Source organism: Myroides profundi (assembly GCF_000833025.1).
In the GTDB taxonomy this organism is placed as follows: Bacteria; Bacteroidota; Bacteroidia; order Flavobacteriales; family Flavobacteriaceae; genus Flavobacterium; species Flavobacterium profundi_A.
In genome coordinates, this window is the sequence record NZ_CP010817.1 from 58356 (window position 1) to 83369 (window position 25014).

At 35.1% G+C, this 25014-nt stretch carries 27 protein-coding genes; 19 read left to right on the plus strand and 8 right to left on the minus strand.

Going from position 1 to position 25014, the window contains the following annotated elements; all coding sequences use genetic code 11:
* Nucleotides 1–254: 254 nt before the first annotated feature.
* Complete coding sequence (gene hflX, locus MPR_RS00265; RefSeq protein ID WP_006257874.1) at nt 255–1487, minus strand: GTPase HflX; 1233 nt, start codon at nt 1485–1487, stop codon at nt 255–257.
* Between the two features lie 238 nt (nt 1488–1725).
* On the opposite strand from hflX, the gene MPR_RS00270 reads away from it, so the two are divergent.
* Nucleotides 1726–3162, plus strand: coding sequence for a hypothetical protein (locus MPR_RS00270; RefSeq protein WP_041888246.1), 1437 nt, complete (start codon nt 1726–1728; stop codon nt 3160–3162).
* An 88-nt stretch (nt 3163–3250) separates the two neighbouring features.
* Here MPR_RS00270 and MPR_RS00275 read toward each other — a convergent pair whose 3' ends face one another.
* The 3 genes from MPR_RS00275 to MPR_RS00285 form a co-directional block, all read right to left on the minus strand.
* The gene (locus tag MPR_RS00275; RefSeq protein ID WP_006257872.1) at nt 3251–4039 is read right to left on the minus strand and encodes a S1/P1 nuclease; all 789 of its coding nucleotides are present in this window, start codon (nt 4037–4039) and stop codon (nt 3251–3253) included.
* Between the two features lie 4 nt (nt 4040–4043).
* Entirely contained in the window at nt 4044–4556 is a 513-nt protein-coding gene (locus MPR_RS00280; RefSeq protein WP_006257871.1) for an acyl-CoA thioesterase, read from the minus strand.
* A gap of 80 nt (nt 4557–4636) precedes the next feature.
* Nucleotides 4637–5578, minus strand: coding sequence for an HU domain-containing protein (locus MPR_RS00285; RefSeq protein ID WP_041888248.1), 942 nt, complete (start codon nt 5576–5578; stop codon nt 4637–4639).
* A 197-nt stretch (nt 5579–5775) separates the two neighbouring features.
* Here MPR_RS00285 and MPR_RS00290 point away from each other — a divergent pair, with 197 nt between their 5' ends.
* On the plus strand, nt 5776–6885 hold the full coding sequence (locus MPR_RS00290; RefSeq protein ID WP_489884324.1) for a DNA-processing protein DprA: 1110 nt from the start codon (nt 5776–5778) through the stop codon (nt 6883–6885).
* A 69-nt stretch (nt 6886–6954) separates the two neighbouring features.
* On the opposite strand, the gene trpS is transcribed toward MPR_RS00290, so the two are convergent.
* Nucleotides 6955–7935 carry a tryptophan--tRNA ligase gene (trpS, locus tag MPR_RS00295; protein ID WP_006257868.1) on the minus strand — a complete coding sequence of 327 codons (981 nt, stop codon included), beginning with the start codon at nt 7933–7935 and terminating at the stop codon, nt 6955–6957.
* 137 nt (nt 7936–8072) lie between these two features.
* Here trpS and MPR_RS00300 point away from each other — a divergent pair, with 137 nt between their 5' ends.
* Nucleotides 8073–8834, plus strand: a complete 762-nt coding sequence (locus MPR_RS00300; RefSeq protein ID WP_082027810.1) for a lysophospholipid acyltransferase family protein — start codon at nt 8073–8075, stop codon at nt 8832–8834.
* A gap of 63 nt (nt 8835–8897) precedes the next feature.
* On the opposite strand, the gene MPR_RS00305 is transcribed toward MPR_RS00300, so the two are convergent.
* Complete coding sequence (locus MPR_RS00305; RefSeq protein ID WP_041888252.1) at nt 8898–9779, minus strand: hypothetical protein; 882 nt, start codon at nt 9777–9779, stop codon at nt 8898–8900.
* A 689-nt stretch (nt 9780–10468) separates the two neighbouring features.
* Here MPR_RS00305 and MPR_RS18640 point away from each other — a divergent pair.
* On the plus strand, nt 10469–10639 hold the full coding sequence (locus MPR_RS18640; protein WP_158438859.1) for a hypothetical protein: 171 nt from the start codon (nt 10469–10471) through the stop codon (nt 10637–10639).
* Between the two features lie 60 nt (nt 10640–10699).
* On the opposite strand, the gene recA is transcribed toward MPR_RS18640, so the two are convergent.
* Nucleotides 10700–11704, minus strand: a complete 1005-nt coding sequence (gene recA / locus MPR_RS00315; protein ID WP_041888257.1) for a recombinase RecA — start codon at nt 11702–11704, stop codon at nt 10700–10702.
* A 574-nt stretch (nt 11705–12278) separates the two neighbouring features.
* On the opposite strand from recA, the gene MPR_RS00320 reads away from it, so the two are divergent.
* The 6 genes from MPR_RS00320 to MPR_RS00345 all read left to right on the plus strand — a co-directional run bounded on the left by MPR_RS00320 (nt 12279) and on the right by MPR_RS00345 (nt 16126).
* Nucleotides 12279–13343: a WG repeat-containing protein gene (locus MPR_RS00320; protein WP_041888259.1), complete on the plus strand. Its 1065-nt coding sequence runs from the start codon at nt 12279–12281 to the stop codon at nt 13341–13343.
* A 67-nt stretch (nt 13344–13410) separates the two neighbouring features.
* Complete coding sequence (def, locus tag MPR_RS00325) at nt 13411–13989, plus strand: peptide deformylase (protein ID WP_041888260.1); 579 nt, start codon at nt 13411–13413, stop codon at nt 13987–13989.
* A 281-nt stretch (nt 13990–14270) separates the two neighbouring features.
* The gene (locus MPR_RS00330; protein ID WP_041888261.1) at nt 14271–14696 is read left to right on the plus strand and encodes a lipocalin-like domain-containing protein; all 426 of its coding nucleotides are present in this window, start codon (nt 14271–14273) and stop codon (nt 14694–14696) included.
* Between the two features lie 25 nt (nt 14697–14721).
* Complete coding sequence (locus tag MPR_RS00335) at nt 14722–15138, plus strand: lipocalin family protein (protein WP_041888263.1); 417 nt, start codon at nt 14722–14724, stop codon at nt 15136–15138.
* 79 nt (nt 15139–15217) lie between these two features.
* Complete coding sequence (locus tag MPR_RS00340; protein WP_235280488.1) at nt 15218–15598, plus strand: VOC family protein; 381 nt, start codon at nt 15218–15220, stop codon at nt 15596–15598.
* Nucleotides 15599–15679: 81 nt separating this feature from the next.
* Complete coding sequence (locus MPR_RS00345) at nt 15680–16126, plus strand: DinB family protein (RefSeq protein WP_041895065.1); 447 nt, start codon at nt 15680–15682, stop codon at nt 16124–16126.
* Nucleotides 16127–16189: 63 nt separating this feature from the next.
* On the opposite strand, the gene MPR_RS00350 is transcribed toward MPR_RS00345, so the two are convergent.
* The gene (locus MPR_RS00350) at nt 16190–16519 is read right to left on the minus strand and encodes a magnetosome magnetite crystal formation protein family (RefSeq protein ID WP_041888267.1); all 330 of its coding nucleotides are present in this window, start codon (nt 16517–16519) and stop codon (nt 16190–16192) included.
* A 360-nt stretch (nt 16520–16879) separates the two neighbouring features.
* Between MPR_RS00350 and trhO the strand changes: the two genes are divergently transcribed.
* The 9 genes from trhO to MPR_RS00395 all read left to right on the plus strand — a co-directional run bounded on the left by trhO (nt 16880) and on the right by MPR_RS00395 (nt 24751).
* A complete protein-coding gene (gene trhO, locus MPR_RS00355; protein WP_041888269.1) occupies nt 16880–18238 on the plus strand; it encodes an oxygen-dependent tRNA uridine(34) hydroxylase TrhO in 1359 nt (452 codons plus the stop codon).
* A gap of 11 nt (nt 18239–18249) precedes the next feature.
* Complete coding sequence (locus MPR_RS00360; protein ID WP_041888271.1) at nt 18250–19491, plus strand: U32 family peptidase; 1242 nt, start codon at nt 18250–18252, stop codon at nt 19489–19491.
* A complete protein-coding gene (locus tag MPR_RS00365) occupies nt 19491–19721 on the plus strand; it encodes a ferredoxin (protein ID WP_041888273.1) in 231 nt (76 codons plus the stop codon). The genes MPR_RS00360 and MPR_RS00365 overlap by 1 nt, the downstream gene beginning before the upstream one ends.
* A gap of 1 nt (nt 19722) precedes the next feature.
* Nucleotides 19723–20079 carry an arsenate reductase family protein gene (locus MPR_RS00370; RefSeq protein WP_041895067.1) on the plus strand — a complete coding sequence of 119 codons (357 nt, stop codon included), beginning with the start codon at nt 19723–19725 and terminating at the stop codon, nt 20077–20079.
* A 163-nt stretch (nt 20080–20242) separates the two neighbouring features.
* Complete coding sequence (locus tag MPR_RS00375; protein WP_041888275.1) at nt 20243–20770, plus strand: dihydrofolate reductase family protein; 528 nt, start codon at nt 20243–20245, stop codon at nt 20768–20770.
* A gap of 699 nt (nt 20771–21469) precedes the next feature.
* Nucleotides 21470–22318 (plus strand): YicC/YloC family endoribonuclease, encoded by an 849-nt coding sequence (locus tag MPR_RS00380; RefSeq protein ID WP_082027811.1) that lies wholly within the window; start codon nt 21470–21472, stop codon nt 22316–22318.
* Between the two features lie 30 nt (nt 22319–22348).
* Nucleotides 22349–22918 (plus strand): guanylate kinase, encoded by a 570-nt coding sequence (gene gmk / locus MPR_RS00385; protein ID WP_041888277.1) that lies wholly within the window; start codon nt 22349–22351, stop codon nt 22916–22918.
* Between the two features lie 10 nt (nt 22919–22928).
* Complete coding sequence (gene nadD / locus MPR_RS00390) at nt 22929–23516, plus strand: nicotinate (nicotinamide) nucleotide adenylyltransferase (protein ID WP_006266056.1); 588 nt, start codon at nt 22929–22931, stop codon at nt 23514–23516.
* Between the two features lie 77 nt (nt 23517–23593).
* Nucleotides 23594–24751: an iron-containing alcohol dehydrogenase gene (locus tag MPR_RS00395; protein ID WP_041888281.1), complete on the plus strand. Its 1158-nt coding sequence runs from the start codon at nt 23594–23596 to the stop codon at nt 24749–24751.
* Nucleotides 24752–25014 lie beyond the last annotated feature (263 nt).

Genomic DNA, 25014 nt, shown 5'->3' on the forward strand with positions numbered 1-25014 from the left:
GTTTTTGAATTTGTTTTAAAATAAAAAAGGCTCCTCAGAGAGGAGCCTTTAAACGGATAATGAAATAATATATAATTAACTTAAATCAATGCCAATAGGATTCCTCTTCGAGTCGTAGAAACGATTCAAATTATTATTAGAGAAATTATTGTTCATTGATAAATACATATAATCAGCTTTTTAGCAATACTGTAAAAATAGAAAAAATATTATTATCTAATCTTCTTTTACTAATTAATTTATAAACAAATATTTTATTCTTCTTCTGAAGATTCAATTAAATGGTCATAATCTGGGAATAAAAAGTTGTTGTAAGGGAAACGTGTAATGTGAATTTCACGTACTGCTTCGTAAACTTTCTTTCTAAACTCTTCAAAGTTTTCTTTGTTTGTTGCTGAGATAAAAATAGCATTGTTTTCACCTACTTTATTCATCCAAGTCTTCTTCCATTCTTCTATTGAATAGTGTTTAGAAGTACGTTCTGTCATTAGATCATCCTCTTCTATTCTCTCAGGTTGATAAGCATCTATTTTGTTAAATATCATAATAGTAGGCTTGTCATTACTCTTGATATCCTTAAGAATCTCATTTACAGATTCGATATGATCTACGAAGTCATGATGAGAAATATCTACTACGTGTAATAATAGATCTGCTTCTCTTACTTCATCTAAGGTACTTTTAAATGACTCCACTAACTGAGTAGGTAGTTTACGAATAAACCCTACAGTATCTGACAATAAGAATGGCAAGTTACCAATTACGATTTTACGTACAGTAGTATCTAGCGTTGCAAACAACTTATTCTCTACGAATACTTCACTTTTACCTACAGCATTCATCAGTGTAGACTTCCCTACGTTAGTATACCCTACTAAGGCTACTCGTACCATTGCTCCACGGTTTCCTCTTTGAGAAGCCATTTGCTTATCGATTACCTTTAGTTTATCTCTTAAAAGGGTAATACGGTCACGTACGATTCGTCTATCTGTTTCTATCTCTGTCTCCCCAGGACCTCTCATCCCAATACCTCCACGTTGTCTTTCTAAGTGAGTCCACATACCAGATAGTCTAGGTAATAAATACTGGAATTGTGCTAGCTCTACTTGAGTTCTTGCATACGAAGTTTGTGCTCTTTGAGCAAAGATGTCTAGGATTAGGTTGGTACGATCTAGTACTTTACAGTCTAGTTCCCTCGAAATATTCTTTTGTTGAGCAGGCGATAGTTCATCATCGAATATCACGGTATGAATATCGTTCTCTACAATATAATTATGAATTTCTTGCATCTTCCCAGTACCAACAAAGGTCTTAGGATTTGGCTTGTCCATTTTCTGTGTAAAACGCTTATATACTTGTCCTCCTGCAGTAAATGTCAAAAACTCTAATTCGTCTAAATACTCATTTAGCTTTGATTCATCTTGATCTTGTGTAATGATTCCAACGATTACAGAACGTTCAAAATTTATTTCTTCTCTATCAATCATATAAACTATATTATAGTGCAAAATTACTAAAATTGTAAGACTAAATAAGAAGATACTTTAAAATACTGTCTTTTAATTTGTTATCACTACCCTTAAAATGTGGAATATTATGAAAACATTTGCTCTTTTTATGAAATCAAATAAGTTTTACTCTTTGTTTTTCAGTATCTTGCTATAGATTGTTATGGTACATTTTTTGCCATTATAGAAGAAGTGATAACATTTTATACTTTTCGAAATGAAAACAATACAATATATATTTTTAGTTATTTTTTCTCTTACTGGGGCTTTAAGTTTTGGTCAGAGAGCTGTCGTAACAGCTAATAACTATGACATTAGTGATAATCTAGACCTTCAAGCTGTAGCTTCTATATTTGGAGAGTCTAAGGATTTAGCTGACTTTGAATTTAGATTGAATGACCCTAACTTGAGAATCAATAACCTCGATTTGAATAGAGATGGTTATGTAGATTATCTACGAGTTGTGGAATTAGTGGAAGGAAGAACACACCTTATTGTCATTCAGGCAGTATTAGGCAAGGATCTTTTCCAAGATGTTGCAACTATTGAAGTAGAAAAAGATACTAGAGAAAATGTAGTATTAATGCAAGTAGTAGGGAACTCTTATCTGTATGGGCCTAACTATATTTATGAGCCTGTTTATTTAAGTAGACCTCCTATGTTTACTTTATTCTGGACGAATAATTATAGAGCTTATCACTCATCGTGGGGTTGGGGATATTATCCTGATTATTACTATTATTACTCTCCTTATAGTACAGATAGATATATGAGCCATGTACATATCCAAATTAATCACTATAACAATTATTATTATTCTAGTAATAGATATAGTACACGTGCACAAAGAATGTATTATGATGTGGCTCAGAGCTCTTATGAAAGTCAGAATCCAAACCAGTCGTTTAGAACTAGATATGGAGAAGATAGTTTCTATAATAGAAAAGATCTAACAGATACGAGAGGTAGTTCTAACTCACGTAGTGAATACTCAGTGGACAGTAACCAAAATCCAAATTATAGAAGATCTGCTTATACAGATAATAGTAGTACATCTAGTAATGGAAGTGGTAACTCTCGTTCTAGTTACAGCAGAGGAGGTAGTTCTATGGATACTAATGGTTCTGGTTCATATAGTAGAGGAGAGGCGATAACGAATAGTGGAAGCAGCAATTCTCGTTCTAGTTACAGCAGAGGTAGTAGTTCTACAGATAATACTAGTTCTAGTTCTTATAATAGAGGAGAAGCGATATCAAATACAGGAAGTAGCAATTCTCGTTCTAGCTACAGCAGAGGTAGCTCTTCTAATAATACGAGCTCATCGTCTAATAATTCATCTTATTCTAGATCTAGCTATAGTAGAGGAAGCTCATCTTATCCTAGTAGTTCTAGTAATAGTAGTTATAATAATTCGTCTAGTAGTTCATCTTATCCAAGTAACTCATCATCTAGATCTAGTTATAGTAGAGGTAGCTCTTCTTATCCGAGTAGTTCTAGTAACAGTAGCTACAGTCGCTCGTCTAGTAGTTCTTACCCTAGTAGTTCATCAAGTAGTAGCTATAGTCGCTCATCTTCAGGAAGTAGCTCATCAGGCTACAGTAGAGGAGGAAGTGGTAGCTCATCATCATCGTCTAGATCTAGTTATAGTCGATAATTAAAGGTGTAAATAAGCTAGTTTTAGCACTAAATAAGAAAAGGCGAAGTATGATTACTTCGCCTTTTTTATATGCTTTAGAATTGTCTTATTTAAAGATGTCATTTAAGATTTTAGCTAATCTTAATCCTCCTTTTAGTAATTGACTTTCTACGTTGTCTTTGTGATCAAAGTGGTATCTGTAGCTTAGAGATTCTTCAGGCTCTACACTAGCGTATAGTTTATTAGCCATCGTATACGAATCATAGATCCAATCTTCTAATGTACCAGAAGTGATTTTTTGATTGTAGTTAGCACCGTGTACATCTAGTACAGTAGCATATTCTGTATAGCTATATTTATCGAAGTCAACTAGAGCAGAGTCCCATAGACTGTGTAAGTTAGTTGCTTTTCTAAACCATTCTATTTTTACTCTATTTCCTCCAAGATCTTCTGGTCTACCGATATGTAATGGTTGATGAGCATCACCGATGATATGGATTAAGAAGTAAAGATTCTCTTGTTTTTTTGCTAGCGGAAGATTCTTGTCTTTTAACTCCTCGATAAGGATAAGAGCTCTTTTGTATAAGTTCTCATCTGTAGAGTTAGCTAGTTCTTTATCGAATGCTTGTCTATCTAGATCACCTGGCATATTGATATAGTGCCAGCTATCTGCGAATTTCCAAGAAGGATCTGACTTTAAGAAGTCTGGCCAGTTAGCCCAGTAAGCTAATTGTTGGTTGCCAATGATTTCTTTTAATTGTTTTTTAGCTTTTTTGCTTAAGTTTCTTTCTGCTAATTCAGCTACTACTCTGTGACCAGTAGTACCCCAAGCAAATACATTAGCTGTCTGTAATGCAAAGAATGCAACTACAAATAGGGATAATAATTTCTTCATAATATTATTCGTTAAATAGAGCTATAAGTTCTGTAGCATCACTCGGTTTCATCTTTCCTGCGATAACTAAACTTAACTGTTTACGTCTTAAGGCTCCGATGTATCTTTCTTTCTCTAAATCTGTTTCAGGGATTAGCTCAGGGATAGCTACAGGATGACCTGTATCATCTACAGCTACGAATGTATAGATAGCTTCATTTGCTTTTTTCTTTATTCCTGACTCTCTGTCTTCGATCCATACATCTAAGTATACTTCCATAGACGAGTTAAATGAGCGTGATATTTTAGCCTCCACAGTTACTACACTTCCTAGAGGAATAGGTCTGTTAAAAGCGACGTGGTTCACTGATGCAGTAACGCATACTCTGCGCGAGTGTCTTCTAGCAGCGATACCAGCAGCTCTATCCATACGAGCTAATAATTCTCCACCGAACATATTATTAAGTGGGTTAGTCTCTCCTGGTAGAACTAAGTCTGTCATTAAAGTAGCTGATTCAGATACTAATTTTGCTTCCATTGTTATTATTTTCGACAAATATAGGCACATTAAATAAAAATCCCGAACCTTTTCAGATTCGGGATATATGTTTTAACTATTTATTGTACTAAAATCCAAGCATCAATATTGATAGTATTATGTATTTTTCTCATTTCTCGTTGAGCCTCTTGTTGAGTCGTATAGCTACCATAAGAGACAGGATATACTCCATACTTCGTACGAGATAGTGCTTTTGCACCTTCATACCCTTTCTTCTGTAGTTTCTTAGCCTCCGATAGCGAAGTTTGTTCTGATCTAAAAGCACATGCGATAATGTGATAAGGAGTACTTACAGTCTCTTCTATAACCACCTCTTCTTCTTTTACAGGAATAGAGATAGTAGTAGCAGTAGGCTCTATAATGAATGTAGCTTGTTGTATTTTATTCTCTACTCTGCTCTGAACATTTTTACCTACAGTGTACGCTTCATCGTTTAAGTACGCTTCATATCCTTTGTTTACAAAGACTCCAGCTGTACTAATAAATAAAGCTACTACAGCAGCATATTTAAAGAATGTATACTTCTTGTTTGTCTTCACAGTAGGTACCGTAACAGTTTCAGCAAGTGGGATGATAGGAGATCGCTCTATCGTCTTTGCCATTACTGTAGATAGACCAAAAGAGGTCATTAAGTAATTACTATTAGAAGCAGGTTCGAATACTAGATTACCTTCAGAATTAGTTTGGAACATACCCACATTCAGTAATTCTAAACTACCGATATTGCGCAACTCTACTTCCCATCCTTTAATATTCTGATTGATTAAAAGAACAGCTTCATCATAAGAGATATTCTCTTCTACAGCGATATGATTAGCTAATAACCCATCGTTATGCTTAATACTCGCATTAAAAGAAAGACTCTTCTGCGGAGGGAAGAAACATTGTTTCTCCTCACTGTAGTATGATGACTTGATTTCTGTCAATAGAGCTCCAAAACCAGGAATGATTACACACTGGTATCTATAAAGCAAAGCTGATATGTATTTTTCGATCTTCATAAAGACAAAATTACATTAAACAATAACTAATCAAAAAAATATTCACTATTATTTTTAACAACCTATAACTTTTTTATCTCTAGCAAGTTATATTTCTAAAACAAATGAAAGAATATCAAGGGATGACGTGATATTGGATAGGTTTTTGAGGCTGTGATGTGAAGATACAAATACTATAATTGATTACCTATACACCTATGGAAGAAGAGAGGTTATTTTATATGTTGGCATTACAATCTACTGTGGGAGTAGGGCCAATAACAGCTAAGCGGTTATTAGATTATTTTGGCTCTCCTAAAGAAGTCTTTTTAGCCAAAGAAAAGGATGTTGTAGCTGTACATCGCATTGGTAGTATGTTATGGCAGAATCTTCAAGATAGCAACGTTCTAAAAAGAGTAGAACAAGAGTTAAAGAATATTGAGAAGTATCGCTTGTCCTGTTTTGATTATACAGATAGTTGTTACCCTACTTTGTTGAAAGAGTGTGAGGATAGCCCTTTATTGTTGTTTAGTACATCTCCTAGTATCAGTTTAGACAATAGAAAGGTCATTAGTTTCATAGGTACTCGTAATCCTAGTAAGAGGGGTGTGGATATCTGTACAGAATTAGTAAGTGATCTGAAGCCATATAATCCTATTATTGTGAGTGGTCTAGCTTATGGCGTAGATATCACTGCACACTTAGTTGCTTTAGAATGTGGTTTAGATACTTATGCTGTTCTTGGACATGGATTGAATAGAGTTTATCCAGATGTTCATACGGCTGTAGCTAGGCGTATTGAAGCACAAGGTGGAGCTTGTCTATCTGAGTTCTGGGTAAGTAGTAAGGTAGATAGAGAGAACTTTATTCAGCGCAACCGTATTGTCGCCGGGATGTCTCAAGCGACTATTGTTGTAGAAAGTGCTATTAAGGGAGGCTCTATGTCCACAGTGACTTTTGCTAATGATTATAATAGAGACGTATTTGCAGTTCCTGGGAGAGTTGGTGATATTATGAGTGCAGGGTGCAATCATCTGATTCAAAAGAATAAAGCTCAATTATTAACTTCTGCTAAGGAGATTGTAGAAACTTTAAACTGGGATGCCCAAGCTAAAGCGCCTAAAGTTATTCAACCCCAACTGTTTCTTGATCTCAATCCTGAAGAACAATTGATTGTAGATTTTTTGAGTAAACACGAACGTGAGTTACTAGATATTATCGCACTCAGTTGTTCACTTCCGATTTATAAAGTAAGTAGTATCCTGCTTAATTTAGAAATGCTTGGAGTAGTAAGACCATTGCCAGGTAAGTATTTTGAACTACTATAGTGATGATAAATAAAAAAGCCTTACACTGAGGTAAGGCTTATAAGATATCTAAAGAAAGGTTATAGAAGACTATTTAGCACTTCCGTAACCTAGTTTCTCTCTTACTTTATTTAAAGTTCCTGTAGCAATTACAGACGCTTTTTCTGCACCAATACCTAGTAGACGATCTACTTCTTCTAAGTTATTGATATAGTACTCGTATTTCTCACGAATATCTTTAAACTTCTCAACGATAAGTTCGAAAAGCTCTTGTTTTGCATGTCCATAACCATAGTTACCTCCTAAGTATTTAGCTCTCATTGCTTCTACTTGTTCTGGAGTAGCTAATAGTTTATAGATTGTGAATACATTACAAGTATCAGGATTCTTAGGGTCCTCTAGAGGAGTACTATCTGTCTCGATGCCCATTACTTCTTTTCTCAATACTTTATCCGTTTGGAAGATATTGATGGTATTGTGTCTAGACTTAGACATTTTGTTTCCATCTGTACCTGGCACAACCATTACTTCCTCTTGGATTTTTACTTCTGGTAATACAAAAGTTTCTCCCATTTGGTGATTAAAACGAGACGCTACATCACGTGTAATCTCTAAGTGTTGCATTTGGTCTTTTCCTACTGGTACGAATTCTGCATCGTATAGTAAGATATCCGCTGCCATCAACATTGGGTAAGTAAATAACCCTGCATTAACATCAGATAAAACATCTGCCTTATCTTTAAACGAATGAGCTAATGTTAGACGTTGGTATGGAAAGAAGCAACTTAAGTACCAAGTAAGTTCAGTTGTTTGCGGTACATCTGACTGGCGGTAAAAAGTTACATGATTAACGTCTACACCACAAGCAAGCCAAGTAGCCGCAACACTATAGGTATTTTCTTGTAAAGTTTTAGCGTCTTTAATTTGCGTTGCAGAGTGCAAGTTCGCAATAAAAATAAAAGACTCATTCTCTTTTTTGTTTGCCATTTCTACTGCTGGTAGAATAGCTCCTAAAAGATTCCCTAAGTGTGGAGTTCCTGTACTTTGAACTCCTGTTAGAATTTTAGCCATTGCGTGATATTAATTATTTAAAAAGCAAAGATAAGCGAATTGAAGTTTATTTGCCTAGTTTTTACTAGCTAATGTGGTTATATGGCGATAGAATTGTTTATTTTTGAAGTTAGTAAAAGATAGAATTTGTAATACAAATGATGAAAAGTATAGGTGCGTTTTTCAGTTCACTTTGGCGACTGTGGTTTTATATCTGGATGGTAATCGTTATTTTAATATTATCTCCTTTTTTATTGATAACGATTGGATCAGAGAAGACATATCCTCAGTTTTTTAAAGTAGCTCGTATCTGGGCTATTCTCGTATTTTACGGAATAGGGATGAGGTATAAGATAGAAGAGGAGACTCCGTTAGAGAAAGGGAAGAGTTATATGTTTATTGCTAATCATACTTCGATGTTAGACATTATGATGATGCTTATCCTTGTAAAGGACAATCCTTTTGTCTTTGTAGGTAAGAAAGAATTATCGAGTATTCCAGTGTTTGGGTTCTTTTATAAGCGTGCTTGTATTCTAGTAGATAGAAAGGATGCAAGAAGTAAGAAGCAAGTATTCGACAGTGCACAAGAGCGTCTAAGTAGAGGGCTGAGCATCTGCATTTTTCCAGAAGGAGGCGTGACAGATGATAGAACGATTATACTAGACAGTTTTAAGGATGGTGCTTTTCGGCTTGCTATAGATCACCAGATACCGATAGCTCCTTTAGCGTTTGGTAGGTTGAGACATTATTTCCCTTTTGTGTGGGGGATAGGGCACCCAGGAGTGGTACCAGTTAAGATATTTCCTTGTATAGAAACGAAAGGGCTGACCTTAGAGAATAAAAAAGAAGTAAGAGATATAGCTTTTAATCTATTATATGATCCTGTGCTAGAATGGGAGAAGGAATATAAAGCGAAATAATGCAAAAAGCGGTGAGACAACGAAGATCTCACCGCTTTTTTAGTTATAGTGTGGTTTATGGATTCACAGTTGTATAATACCTGCTCCTGAAATTCTACCACTAGCATGAACGAAGTCATTCATAGATTGGTTTTGTTCAGTAGATAGTTTACTGTAATTAATATTAAGTTTAGAACGGCTCATTGATAAATCAAATAGTTCTTTTTGAATCTCTTTTTGACGGCCTGCATCAGTTGAAGCTTTAAACTCTTCTACTAATGCCATCTCTTGTTTATAAGAAGCAATCACATCTTCTTGTGGCACGTCTGGTAGCTTTAGCTCTAATGCATTAGGTTCTGTAATCGTACACTCTCCTCCTGCAACCATGTTCTGTTGGTGAAAACCTTTGCTCTCTGCAGGTAAATCTTCATCGTAGAAAGCTATGAACTCTGCTTTAGTAAAGAATTTATTGTAGAAGTTACCTACAGCATTCTTATTATGTGTAATCTGTTCTTCAGGATATTCTTCACCTAAGAAGTAAGTACATCTGTATAGATTATTATCTATAAATAGAGCGTTAGTCGATTTGATATTATCTTCATAAAGTACATCATCAATAACTACTTCTCTCGCAGTAGAACCAAATTTGTCAAAGTTTCCTTCTGTAGCATATACCATTGAGAAGATATAGTGTGGTTCTAATGTTGGGTTGATGATACCACCAGAGTTTTGTTTGAATACATTGAACTTGTTTTTTTGTCCATTGTAGTCTAATTCGTGTAGACCATTTTCTAGTTTTAATACCTCAAAAGTATTTGGTGCTAGGGTATATTTTTGATCATCTAGTGATACTGTAATCTCTTTATCAGTTGGGTTAGACAGATAAAAATCATGTCTTTTAAACGGATCGTCGCAGCTAATAAAGGTCATAATTGTTAGCATAAGTGCTAATAATCGTAATTTCATATTGTTGTTTTGTGTTTTATTGAAGTACAAAATTAAGTGATTCTCCTTTTAGTGCCTAGTGTTAATGGATTATTATATAAAAGGCGTTGGTATTTTTAGAATACTATTATTTAGTAACTTTAATCTGTGTTAAAAGAGGTTCGTATGTACTTTGATAAGAGATTATTACTAAAAGGTATTTTGATAACGTGGTTGCCGTGGTTGTTATGGACTATATGGGCTTGTAATGAAACTATGTTTCCGAGATGGCTCTTTGGACCTATGTTGGTTTTTGCTGGTATATTAGTATTGCTAAGTTTAATTTTTTTAATAGTAGCCCTTTTTCTCATTTTGTATAGAGCATTGTTGAGAGAGCCTGTAATAGTACTGAGTATTGTTGTCTTACTTTATCTCGTTTGTTTATTCATTGTTATTCAGTTGGCCTGTATTGTTGGTATAGTTTGACTTTTTTTGTTTTTATATGTTGTAGTTAAATTCTTTATGATGATAGAGTGAGTGACAGTGTAGTGTTTTTTAGTTAGTAATGACAGTTGTGAACTGTTTGATTTATAATGTATAATCAGAATATTTGTACTATGAGATTTTTTGATAATTTTTTTGTATTACTTGTTTTTAGAATAGGAATACTTACTGTTCCTTATCTGTTTGCAGTACAGGCTTATGATAGACAAGATCAATAGGGAAGATCAATGTTAGCTGTCTTTACATTGTTTGGGATGGTTATAGGAGCTATTTTATATCTATTGTTGTTTAGACCGGATATGGATGATAAGTACAGTGTAATACTCTATGTTAGTGGTTTTATGTATATAGCAGTATTGACGTTACGATATGCTGCACTAGCTGGATTTATAGGTTGATATATAAAAAAATCCCTCACAATATTATTGTGAGGGATTCGTATTTAAGGATAGAAACAATTAAGCTTCTTTATTTTTGATTTCGTCCTTGATTAATTGTTCAAGTTCTTCCATTAGTTCAGGGTTGTCTTTAATTACTGATTTAACAGCATCACGACCTTGTCCTAATTTAGTATCACCGTAGCTAAACCAAGATCCGCTTTTCTTCACGATTTCATAGTCTACAGCCATATCAAGTACTTCACCTACTTTAGAGATACCTTCACCATACATGATGTCAAACTCAGCAGTACGGAAAGGAGGTGCTACTTTATTCTTCACGATTTTTACCTTCGTTCTGTTACCGATCACATTCTCACCATCTTTAATCTGAGTAGATTTACGAATATCTAAACGTACAGAAGCGTAGAACTTCAATGCGTTACCTCCTGTAGTAGTCTCAGGGTTACCGAACATTACACCGATTTTATCACGTAACTGGTTAATGAAGAATACAGTACAGTTAGTCTTGCTAATAGTAGAAGTTAACTTTCTTAAAGCTTGAGACATTAAACGAGCGTGTAATCCCATTTTAGAATCTCCCATCTCTCCTTCGATTTCACTCTTAGGAGTTAAGGCAGCAACAGAATCGACTACTACTAAATCAATAGCTCCAGAACGAATTAAGTTCTCAGCAATCTCTAATGCTTGTTCCCCGTTGTCTGGTTGAGATATAATTAAGTTGTCAATGTCTACACCTAGTTTTTGTGCATAGAAACGGTCAAAAGCGTGCTCCGCATCAATGAATGCTGCGATACCACCTGCTTTTTGTGCTTCTGCGATAGCGTGTAAAGTTAAAGTCGTCTTACCTGATGATTCTGGACCGTATATCTCTATAATTCTTCCTCTAGGGAACCCTCCTACACCTAATGCAAGGTCAATACCTAGTGATCCAGAAGAAATAACTTCTACCTCTTCTACAGCAGTATCTCCCAACTTCATTACTGTTCCTTTACCATAAGTTTTGTCTAACTTATCAAGTGTAAGTTGTAACGCTTTTAATTTTGCTTCTTTATCTGCACTCATTTTTTATAAAAATTAGATTCTTACTGATGTAAAAGTAATATAAATTAATTACAGTCCAAGAGAGTGGTATCATTATGCTATGAATTATAGCAGAGATATATGATCTCTTTGCTATGATATAATTTATAGCAATGCGTTGTTCTTAACCTCGTCCAAGTGATAGTATGATGTAGGAGAAATAATTCTATAAATAAGGGTGTGAATATAATGAGGATGTTGGTTGCGATAAGGTCTAGAGAGTGAGTGGTAAGATTTAGATGTTGTTTTGAGTGATAAGGGAATGATCAGTATTTGATAGGGTAGTGATCGGCTATTTTATGCACTTTTAAGCCGACCAAATGCCCATCACAAGCCGACCACAAGCCGACCACCTCAATTATGATTGGAATAATAGGACATGATGGCTTCGTTCTTTTATGAGATAGTATGTAAGTTTAAGTGTATGGTGTTGCATTTGTAGTATGGCTTATTTATAGAAAGTGATTGACTGTATTGAAGGAAGAAGTGATACGGTGTGTACTATTTTAGAATTATGTATTTTTAGCATTTAATTTTAGTGTTATTAGGATAATATATGTATCAGATAAAAAATTGTTTTAAAGTAGTGCTGTTCAATTTAGTAGTGTTGTTTTCATTCTCTAGTTGTGATGGTTTATTAGGAGATAGATTAGTAATAAGTAATGTAATAGAAGGTACAGAAGACGTTATATTGATTCCTTCTCAAGATAAGGATGGAAAGTGGGGATATGTAGATACGGATAAGAATTGGGTGATAGAACCTCAGTATGCCGACGCTTGGATGTTTAGCAGAGGTATGGCTGTAGCGAGTGTAAGTGATGGTGAGTATGGTATTATAAACACAGTAGGAGAGTGGATGGTAGAACCAAAGTATCTAATCATCACCACTCATGTGGATAGACGTGGATCGAAATATTTCATGACACAAAAAGACCATAGGACTACGATATATGATGAGGGAGGCCATAAGATTACTTCTACTCTGGAGATGATTATCGAGTCTGATACCATTTTTGAGAATGACCGTTATCGATTAGTTGGCAGTAATAATCACTACGGGTTTATTAACCCAAAAGGAGAGTGGGTTATAGAGCCTAAGTACTCTTTTGGGACACAATTTTCTGAGGGATTAGCGAGTATGAGTCTAGATGATAACAGTCGTGTTATCATCAATGATAAAGGAGATGTTGTCAAGCATTTCTCTGAAGAAATTGGATATGTTGGAACCTTTAGAAATGGTTTAGCCCCTATCCGTAATAGAGATGCTTACGGTTATGTAAATAAGACAGGAGAGGTAGTTATCGACTATAAATATGTAGATGCTAGTGATTTTAAAGATGGAATTGCTTTCGTACTAGAGGATGATTCTAATATCTTTCATTGTATTAATACTTCGGGAGAGACGTTGTTCAGTAAGGAGTGTGACTTTATACTATCAGTAGGTCATGGATTAGTGTATACCACTGTGATGGCAAAGACGGGGATCCTGAATAAAAAAGGAGATATCATACTACCAATAGCCTATGATGTAATCTTCGAGATAGAACAAGGGCATTATGTAAAAGTGCGTCAAGATGATAAATACTTCTATGTAGACTTACGTAATGGTATGCGTTATTAAATTATTTAAGGTTAGTTTTTTGTGTAGGAAGTAACTTATCCCGACTTTTGTAACAAATAGAAAGACAATGAAATTACCAATATTAGCATACGGAAATAAAACATTAAAAGTAGACTGTGATGCGATAGATAGCAGTTCTGAAGATCTAAATAAGCTGATCGATAATATGTGGGAGACTATGGAGAACGCTTATGGATGCGGGCTAGCAGCTCCTCAGATAGGAGAGACTAAACAGCTATTCGTAGTAGATAGTATCGTGATGTATGAGAATGCAGAAGAGGATGAGCGCAAAGCTAATTTCGCAGAGGGAGATACAGGGATGCGCGAGACGTTTATCAACGCACGTATTATCGGTAAGTCTGATGAGACATGGGATGAGATAGAAGGATGTCTAAGTATTCCAGATATTTTTAAGCGTGTTACACGTCCATGGTCTATCACGATAGAATATCTAGATAGAGACTTTAAACCTCATACTAAGACGTTCCACGGTACTACAGCGCGTATTATACAACATGAGTACGATCATACGAGAGGGGTTTTATTTACAGATCGATTAAGCTCATTGACTAAAAAGTTGATAGGTACAAAGCTTAATAAAATTATGAATGGTAAGGTATTTACTGATTATAAAATGAAACCATAAGAAATACAAAAGTCGCTATAAAAGCGACTTTTTTGTTTTCGGTATATGGGGTTGGGATAGCGTGATTTAGAAGAAGTATATATCATGATGAATCTCTCTGAGAATGTGGACAGAATAGTCCTATTCCTTTTTTAACTAAAAAACGATTTTTATAAGAAAAGTTTATTTGTAATCGGTTGTTTTACTTGTTGTTATGGGCTTGGTTAAATTATTCTTAATTTTATTTTTTCACACTTCTCTATCCTACATTTGATCCAACAAAAACAAAGATTTATATCGCTATGAAATTAACAAAAATGACTTTAGCTATTGCATTAGTAGCTATTACTTTCGCTTCTTGTAAACAACAAACTGAAGCTCCTGTATCTGAAGAAACAACAACTACTGAAGTAGTAGAAGAGACTACAGCACCTGAGGCTGTGGACACTACAGTATTAGTTGCGTCTTGGACTCAACCAAACCCTATTAATGATAAAGAAGTACAAGGATTCGAACTAAAAGAGGACGGAACTGCTACTTCTATTAATATGGCTACACTTAAAACAAATAAGTGGTGGGTAGAAGGAGATAAATTGTTCTTAGAACAAGAGAGTATCGGTAATGGTACATCTAGTGTAGATACTGTGTCATACCAATTTGAGGTGGTTGATGGTAAAACATTAAACCTAGTGAATGGTGAGTCAAAAGATTCATTCACTAAAAAGTAATCTAATTTAGATTTTTTAAGTACAAATGAAACAAACAGTTCTTGCTTTAGCTTTTGTAGCTATCGCTTTCGCTTCTTGTAAACAACAGACAGAAGCTCCAGTAGTGGAAGAAACTACACCAACAGAAACAGTAGCTGAGTCTACTCCTGTCATTCTTGATATGAAACACTTGGTAGGTGCATGGACACAACCAAATGGAGCAGATGCAAGTCTACTACAAGGATTCGAACTAAAAGAGGACGGGACAATGTCTTCTATCAAAGATAAGGCTAACGAATTCACTAAATGGAAGATGGTAGATAATACTGTTATCTTCGAAACAGCGATGATAGGTACTGATTCTACTTCTGTGAAGTCTGCTACGTTTACGTATGAGGTGACAGATCAGAATACATTAAAGCTTACTACTAATGGTGTGACGGAAGTGTTCACTAAACAATAAGAACTATTATTATTTATATAAACAGAAGCTACCTCAAAAGGGTAGCTTTCGTTATTTTTGTAAGTATAATATAAAGGTAATGATGGAACATAAAGAACTTAATTTGTCGGTAGTAGAGCTAAAGTCGTTTATTCCATGTAAGGACTTTGAGGTGTCTAAAGCGTTCTATACAGCTATTGGATTTAAGATAGTATGGCAGAGTGAAGAACTGTGCTTGCTTGATTGTGGAACGGAGAAGTTCTTTTTACAGAATTTTTATAATCAAGAGGCAGCAGAGAATCTAATGTTTCATTTGCAAGTAGAGAATGCAGATGATTGGTACACACATCTGCAAAACCTAGATCTTCAGTCAAAATATGATATCCGACTGACGGCTGTAGAAGATAGGGAGTGGATGATGAGAGACTTTGTATTAATAGATCCTTCTGGAGTGCTGTGGCGTATAGCACATAATATCTAATGCTGTCCAATGGACTTAGTATAATTATTAGCTACCTGTAAGGTGGCTTTTTCTATTTTTACTAGTCATAAAAAGATAGATATGACGACAACAGACTTGAGTAAACTACAATATTATATAGATGTGTTACCAGCTAGATTAGAGCAGTTTACAGAAGAAGAGTTTTCTTATAAAGAAACAGAGGGTAAGTGGAGTAAAAAAGAGATAGTAGGACATCTTATCGATAGTGCGACTAATAATCATCACCGTTTTGTTAGAGGTCAGTTTGAGGATAATCCTTTTGTTTCTTATGCGCAGAATGAGTGGGTAGAAGCGAGTGCTTATCAGCAAATGTCACAAGATTCTGTGATTAGAATATGGAAGATGTATAATGCATTTCTCTTAGAGATCGTTTGTAATATTGCTGTTGAGGTTTTGAATATTAAAATGGCTAATGGTCATACGCTTGCCTTTTTAGTAGAAGATTATGTAAGTCATTTAGAACACCATTTAGGTCAGATATTTGATGATTTTGACTTTAAGGCATAGGGATAAACAAGAAGAGGTTGACCTATACAGTCAACCTCTTCTTGTTTAGATAATACCTGTGTATTACTTAATAAAGTTAAGTGTCTTATCTGACCATTCACCGATAAGAGGTAATGGTTTTTTCTTTTCTCCAGCTGCATTAAGTATTCCCATAATCATATATAAAAGAATAATTAAGTATAATACTAGTGCTATCATGCCTGCAATGATTGGGAATATACCTGCTATTACTCGTATAACAAGTGATAAAACGAAGCTTAAGATTAATACACCAAATGATTGTCTTAGATGGTATTTTAGTAAATCATTTGCTTTTTCTTTTCCTACAAAGAATGCTACTAACCATCCAATTAATGTGATGTATGATACGATTGATAAGGTTTTATTGTCCATTTTATGAATTTTATTTGAAACAAATATCTGTATAATTGTCTCATATATTATTGTTTAGACTCGTCTATTTCGCAAAAATGGCTGTTTATGGGGATATTTAAGGAATGCATTATCCCGTTCAATTCATAACAAAAGATAAATCTATAAGGTCAAGTATTCTTACAGAATACCTTTCGTAGAGGAGATGCTTAAAATAGAAGCTGAGGTTCTAAAAAAAGGATTGAATAATTTGATAGTTAACTATTTATGTAAATTTTATAAGGTTCAATTCTCATTTTTAAATCTAAATACTATCTTTGCACCGAAATTCTTCCATTTAGGATTTCAAACATATATAATCTACACTTAAAAGTATATAGCATGCAACTGTATAACACATTAAGCGCAGAGGAAAGAGCTGAACTTATCGAGCAAGCGGGAGAGAACCGTTTGACTTTATCTTTCTATGCGTACGCCAAAATAGAAAACCCACAACAATTTAGAGACGATTTATTCCTAGCTTGGGATGCATTAGACGCTTTAGGACGTACTTATGTAGCTCATGAGGGGATCAATGCTCAAATGTCTGTGCCTGCATCTAAGTTTGATGCATTCAGAGAGACGTTAGAGCAGTATGACTTCATGAAAGGAATCCGTCTGAATGTAGCTGTAGAGCAAGATGACTTATCATTCTTAAAGCTAACAGTAAAGGTTAGACACAAGATCGTAGCTGATGGTCTAAACGATGATACATTCGATGTTACGAATAAGGGAATTCACTTAAAGGCAAAAGAATTCAACGAATTATTAGAAGACCCGAATACAGTAGTAGTGGACTTTAGAAACCACTATGAGAGTGAAGTAGGGCACTTCGTAGGAGCGATCACTCCAGACGTGGACACATTCCGTGAATCACTGCCAATCATTAAAGACCAATTAGAAGACATCAAAGAGGAGAAAAACTTATTGATGTACTGTACAGGAGGTATCCGCTGTGAGAAAGCATCAGCTTACTTTAAACACAACGGGTTTAAGAATGTATACCAATTAGAAGGAGGTATTATTGAATACACTCGTCAGGTAAAGGCTGAAGGATTAGAGAGTAAGTTCATCGGAAAGAACTTCGTGTTTGACCACCGTCTAGGAGAGCGTATCACAGACGATATTATCTCTAACTGCCACCAGTGTGGTAAACCATGTGATACTCACGTAAACTGTGCTAACGAAGCATGTCATTTACTGTTCATTCAGTGTGATGAGTGTGCTGAGAAGATGCATGGATGCTGTTCTGATGAGTGTTTAGATATCATTCAGTTACCAGAAGATGAACAAAAACGCTTGCGTCAAGGAGTACAAAAAGGAAACTTAGTATTCAAGAAAGGGCGCTCAGAGGCATTAAAGTTCCAAGGAGAACGCAGCGCTACTGATGAGATCAAAGCAGTGAAGGTAAGTGCAGTAACGCAAATCCGCAAGAAACAAGCAGAGCGAAAAGTTCTAATCGGGACAGCTCAACACTACTTTACTAAAGCAAGTGTAGGGCAGTTTATTGTTGACAAGGAGTTAAATGTTGGAGATAAAGTAGCTATTGTAGGGCCTACTACAGGTGATGAAAGACTAACTATAGAGAAGATGATGGTAAATGGAGTGGAAGTTAGTACAGCTAATAATGGAGATAAGGTGACTATGGAATTAGGTTTCCGTATTCGTAAAAACGACCAATTGTATAAAATAATAGATTAAGCATAAAGAATATGACAGTTTCAGGAAGAGTAGAGCTTATGGCTCCTGCAGGTAACTTCGAGTCTTTACAGGCCGCATTAGATAACGGTGCAGACTCAGTATATTTCGGAGTAGACCAGTTAAATATGCGTGCACGCTCTACGGTGAACTTTTCTATTGATGATTTAGAAGAGATTGCGAGAAGATGTAAAGAGAAGAATGTACGTACTTATTTGACATTAAACACTATCGTTTATGACCACGACTTATCAGTGGTGAAAACTTTATTGAATAAGGCAAAAGAGGCAGGGCTTACAGCAGTAATCGCATCTGACCAGGCAGTAATTGCATCTGCAAGAGCGATCGGGTTAGAAGTACATATCTCTACTCAACTAAATGTAACGAACATTGAGACTGTTAAGTTCTATAGCTTATTCGCTGATACTATCGTATTATCTCGTGAACTGAGCTTGCGACAAGTAAAAAAGATCACTGAAGCTATTGAAAGAGAACAAGTGAAAGGGCCTTCTGGCAATTTGGTAGAGATAGAGATCTTCGGTCATGGAGCATTGTGTATGGCAGTATCAGGGAAGTGCTATTTAAGTCTTCACTCACATAACTCTTCTGCAAACAGAGGAGCATGTAAACAAAACTGTCGTAAAAAATACACTGTAATAGATCAAGAGAGTGGTTTTGAGATCGAGATAGACAATGAGTATATGATGTCTCCTAAGGACTTATGTACTTTAGATTTCTTAGATCAAGTGATTGATGCTGGTACTAAGGTGTTGAAGATAGAGGGTAGAGGTAGAGCTCCTGAGTATGTAGCAACTGTGATTCGTACTTACCGTGAGGCTATTGATGCTATCGCTGATAGTACTTACTCTCAAGAGAAAGTAGCAGAATGGATGAAAGCTTTAGAAACGGTGTATAACCGTGGATTCTGGAGTGGATATTACTTAGGACAGAAATTGGGAGAGTGGAGTGATAATCCTGGTAGTAATGCAACTCAGAAAAAAGTGTATGTAGGTAAAGCTGCTCACTACTTCCAAAAAGCGTCTATCGGAGAGTTTAAAATAGAAGCTTATGATATCAAGGTAGGAGATAAGATTCTTATTACTGGACCTAGTACGGGAGCACAAGAGTTAATCGTAGAAGAATTATTCGTCAATGAGCAGAAGGTAGAGAAAGCGACTAAAGGAGATGACTGTACCATCAAGATTCCGTTTAGAATTCGCTTATCTGATAAACTGTATAAAATAGTAGAGGCATAATGGTCATAGTCACGCTACAACGCGATAAGTGTATCGGATGTAATTATTGTGTTGAGGTTGCTCCTCAGCAGTTTCAAATGTCTAAGAAAGATGGAAAGACTGTTTTATTGAAATCTTTGAATAATAAAGGATTTCATACGCTTAAGTCGCCAGATTATACTATTTTAGAGGCATGTGAACAAGCAGAGAAAGTTTGTCCAGTACATATCATTACCGTAAAAGATGTATAATATGAGAAAGATATATTATTTAAGTACTTGTACGACATGTAAGCGTATCATGGCTGAGATGCCAGAATTAGATACGTTTGAACTACAAGAGATTAAGAAGACCCCTGTAACAGAGCTACAGTTAGAAGAGATGTATAAGCAAGTGGGTAGCTATGAAAAACTATTCAATAAGCGTGCTCAACTGTACAAAAGTGAAGGGTTGAAAGACAAGAATCTTCAAGAAGATGATTTTAAAAAGCTTATTCTAGAGCAATACACTTTTCTAAATCGCCCAGTAATGTTTATCGACGGTAACATTTATGTTGGGAATAGTAAGAAAGTAGTAGAGGCTGCTATCGAACAAGTAAAGAATAAATAGTAAAGAAAAGAGTCAGCATGTGCTGGCTCTTTTTTATTTATAAGGGAAACATTAATACAATAAATTATATAAACGCTTCAGATAAGGTTTTTACCTGCTGAGGTAATTATTTGTTTATAGGAGGATAAAAGTTAGCAATTTTGTGTTTTAAAATCAAAGAGATATGAGACAGGTAGTATTATACATTTCGAGTAGTTTGGATGGTTATATCGCAAAATCAGGGGATGATTTGAGTTTCTTGGATGCTGTACAGCGAGAAGGAGAAGATTATGGTTATACCGCTTTTGTAGAAACGATTGATACGGTCTTGATCGGAAAGCGTACGTATGACTGGGTAGTAAGTCAAGGACATGGATTTCATCATGCAGATAAAGAGACGTATGTCATGACTAGACAAAATTTACCTACAGAAGGTAATGTGACTTTCTATAATGGTGATCTAAAGGAATTAGTATCTAGATTGAAATCACAAGAGGGTAAAGATATATTCTGCGATGGAGGAGCACAGTTAGTCAACAGATTATTGAAGGATGGACTCATAGATAAGATCGTATTATCTGTTATCCCAGTATTATTAGGTGGAGGTACTAGATTATTTGATATCGGTATACCAGAGTCTAAGTTAAAGTTAGAGAGTACAAAGTCTTTTGAATCAGGATTAGTACAATTATATTATAGCTTAATCAAGTAGTATATTAAGTATTCTTTTGTTGAATGACCTCTGTTTAAATAGGTTTGTTAGTATTTTTAAGTATATTTTTTATACAGACATTTGTCTGTATATCTGTTGATTAAATACTTTTTTAAAAAAATATTCTTTTTTTGATGTGACCAAATGCGATGCTTGTTGTCTTAATATCGAAGACGAAAGGGAAGAATTGCTATTAATTCCTTTATAAAAAAAGAAAAGAAAAAGTTTTAAGTGTTTGGGGGTTAAATTAAAACAGAAGAGTTAAGGTTAGGTTGTTTTAGTAAAAAATTTAATTCACATAGTTTCATCGCGACTTTTAACTATTGCTGACTTTGTAGATTGTGGTGGTCTAAATAAGGACTTAGAAGGCGTAGTTCATAGTTATGGTTGTTTTGGTTATCTCCTATTCTAGGCGATGAAACGAACAAATAATAGGAGTATAAAACACAAAAGAGAGCTATATGGCTCTCTTTTTTTATGTATATATAATTTGTATTTTATTATTTTGAGTATGAATGTGTTTACTACTATAAGAGCTTTTATTTGAAGTTATAGAAGATAAACAGGTTTATTATCACGGATATATTGACTTAGCGATAATCTGTAATCTTATAGACAGTATTTTGTGCTATTTATAAGTCAGTTAGTAATGATTTTGTTACCTTTGTAGCTATTATTTTTTAATATATGATACAATCGATGACAGGATTTGGTAAGGCATGTTTGCAATTACCAACAAAGAAAATCACAGTAGAAGTAAAATCGCTTAATAGCAAAAGCTTAGATCTAAATGTTAGATTGCCTTTGATGTATAGAGAGAAAGAACTACCTCTTCGTAATCTTATAGCACAAGAATTAGAGCGTGGTAAAGTAGACTTCTCATTATATAGTGAGATTACAGCAGAAGAAACTTCTAATAAGATTAATGGCCCTATCGTGATGGCATATATTGATCAAATGAAGGAGATTATCCCTGATGCAGATGCTACAGAGCTTATGAAAATGGCTGTACGTATGCCTGATGCATTAAAAGTAGAGCGTGCTGAATTAGACGAGAATGAGTGGAAAGAGATAGAAAAGGTTATCACTGATGCTATCGCTAATATGAAGGAATTCCGAGCTAGTGAAGGAGCTTCATTAGAGCAAGACTTCAGACTGCGTATCGGTAACATCCGTAAGTATATGGATGAGGTATCTGTATTAGACAAAGAGCGTATCGTAACTGTAAAAGAAAGATTGCGTACGAACTTAGTAGAACTTCAGTTAAATATCGATGAGAATAGATATGAGCAAGAGGTGATCTACTATCTAGAAAAGATGGATATCACAGAGGAGAAAGTACGTCTGAGCAAACACTTGGATTACTTTATTGAAACACTTGAAGGAGCTGAGGCTAATGGTCGTAAACTTGGGTTTATCGGTCAAGAGATGGGACGTGAGATTAATACTATGGGATCTAAATCTAACCACGCTGAGATGCAGAAAATAGTGGTAAAGATGAAGGATGAATTAGAGAAGATAAAAGAGCAAGTACTAAACGTACTTTAGGTTATATATACAACACGACAGAATATTATTATGCAAAGAGGTAAGTTAATCGTTTTCTCTGCTCCATCTGGTTCAGGTAAAACTACAATAGTAAGACATTTATTAGAACAAGAAGATTTGAACCTAGCGTTCTCTATCTCTTGTACATCTCGTGAACCAAGAGGGGAAGAGGTGAATGGTAAAGATTACTATTTTATTTCTCTTGATGAGTTTAAACAAAATATAAAAGGGGAGAAGTTCTTAGAATGGGAAGAGGTATATAGAGATAACTTCTATGGAACACTTAGTAGTGAAGTAGAGCGTCTGTGGGCAGAAGGTAAGAATGTAATATTCGATATCGATGTAGCAGGAGGTCTTCGTATTAAACGTAAATTCCCAAATGAGACTTTAGCTGTATTTGTGAAACCACCTAGTATAGATGAATTGAAGATTCGTCTTAAAAAGCGTTCTACAGAGAGTGAAGATAAGATCAATATGCGTATTGCGAAAGCTTCAGTAGAATTAGCTACAGCTCCTCAGTTTGATATGATTATTAAGAATTACGACTTAGATACAGCGAAGAATGAGGCTGTAGAGTTAGTAAAGAACTTTATAAAGTAAGAAGATAAGTATGAAGGTAGGATTGTATTTTGGAACATTTAATCCTATTCATATCGGTCATTTAGTTATTGCTAACCATATGGTGCAGTACACTGACCTGGATGAAGTATGGATGGTGGTAACTCCTCATAGTCCTTTAAAGAAAAAGAAAGGTCTATTAGAGGATTTTCATAGGATACATATGGTTAATTTGGCTACGGCGGATTATGATTATATCAAGCCTTCTGACGTAGAGTTTAATTTGCCACAACCTAATTATACCGTGAATACGATGGCGCATCTACATGAGCGCTATCCTAAACATGAGTTTAGTTTATTAATGGGACAAGACAATCTAGATAGTCTGCCTAAGTGGAAGAACTACGAGGTGCTACTAGAGCGTTATCCTATCTATGTCTATCCTCGCATATTCAGTGGCAAAGAGGAGGCTAATCCTCTTCTAGCTCACCCGAATATACACTTAGTAGAGAATGCACCAATCATGGAGATCTCTGCTACGTTTATTAGAGACTCCATTAAAGAGGGGAAGAATATTATGCCTCTACTTGATAAAGAAGTGTGGAAGTATATAGACCACAACTTGTTTTATAAGAAATAATTAAATAGAATTTAATACTATAAAAGGAATGCATTTGCATTCCTTTTTTTAATTTTATAAGATAAAAGAAAGTAGTTATGTTGAATTTTGAATTATATAACCCTACTCGTTTATTGTACGGGAAAGGACAGATAGGTGAGATAGCTAATCTAATCGATAAAAAGAGTAAGGTACTAATCGTATACGGTGGAGGTAGTATTAAGAAGAATGGTGTTTATGATCAAGTGATAAAGGCTTTAGAAGGGTATGAAGTAGTTGAGTTTTCGGGAGTAGAACCTAATCCTCGATATGAGACATTAGTGAAAGCTGTTGATCTGATTAAGAAAGAAAAGGTAGACTTTATCCTTGGTGTAGGAGGAGGAAGTGTGATAGATGGGGTTAAGTTTATATCTGCAGCTGTGCACTATGAAGGAGATGTCATAGATATTATTCAGAAAAAACTAAATGTGAACTGGAAGGCTATGCCTTATGGTGCGATACTGACATTGCCTGCTACAGGTAGTGAGATGAACTGTGGTGCCGTGGTAACGATAGAGGCTACACAAGAGAAGTTATCATTCTCAGGAGAGGTATTATATCCTGTGTTCTCTGTATGTGATCCTACTGTGATTGCTTCTTTGCCTGAGAAGCAGATTGCTAATGGTATAACAGATGCATTCGTCCATGTGTTAGAACAGTATATTACTTTTCCTCAAGGTGCACCTTTACAAGATAGGTTTGCAGAGAGTATCTTACAGACCTTAATAGAAGTAGCTCCTAAGATATTAAAGGATCCTACTGATTATGATGCAGCGATGAACTATATGTGGTGCTGTACGATGGCTCTAAATGGGTTAATATCGAAAGGAGTAAAAGAAGATTGGGTGACACATGCTATTGGTCATGAATTGACTGTGTTATATGGTATAGATCACGGTCGTACATTAGCTATTATAGGCCCTAATTTATATAGCGTGATGTTTGACACGAAGAAGGAGAAATTAGCGCAGTTCGGTAGACGAGTATTTACTCTAGAAGGTAGCGATGATGAGGTAGCTAGACTGGCTATAGAGCGTATGATAGCGTTCTTTCATTCTCTAGGAGTTGCTACTAAATTGAGTGATTATACTGAAGATGGGGAGAAGGCTGTAGAGTGGATTGCTGAACGATTTAATGAAAGGGGATGGCTAGCAATGGGAGAAAAGAAAAATATAACAATTGACAAAGTAAGAGAAATAGTCAAACTAAGTTTATAATTCTATAGAGAAGCACATTTACTGTAATGGTGAATGTGCTTTTGTTTTTTTATGTTTAAAGGAGTTGATAATTAGCAGTATATCTTATATACTGTTAATTTAATCTAAAATTGGTCACGGAATGTGAAGGTATATGCTTTGTTTTTAATTAAACTAAAATGCGAATATGTAAATAAAAGTGTTTTTTATCGGCTTGTTTCTGAGTTAAAGTTAGATTTATTTCAATATTTATTGAATAAATGATGTGTTTTTTCAGCTTAAGC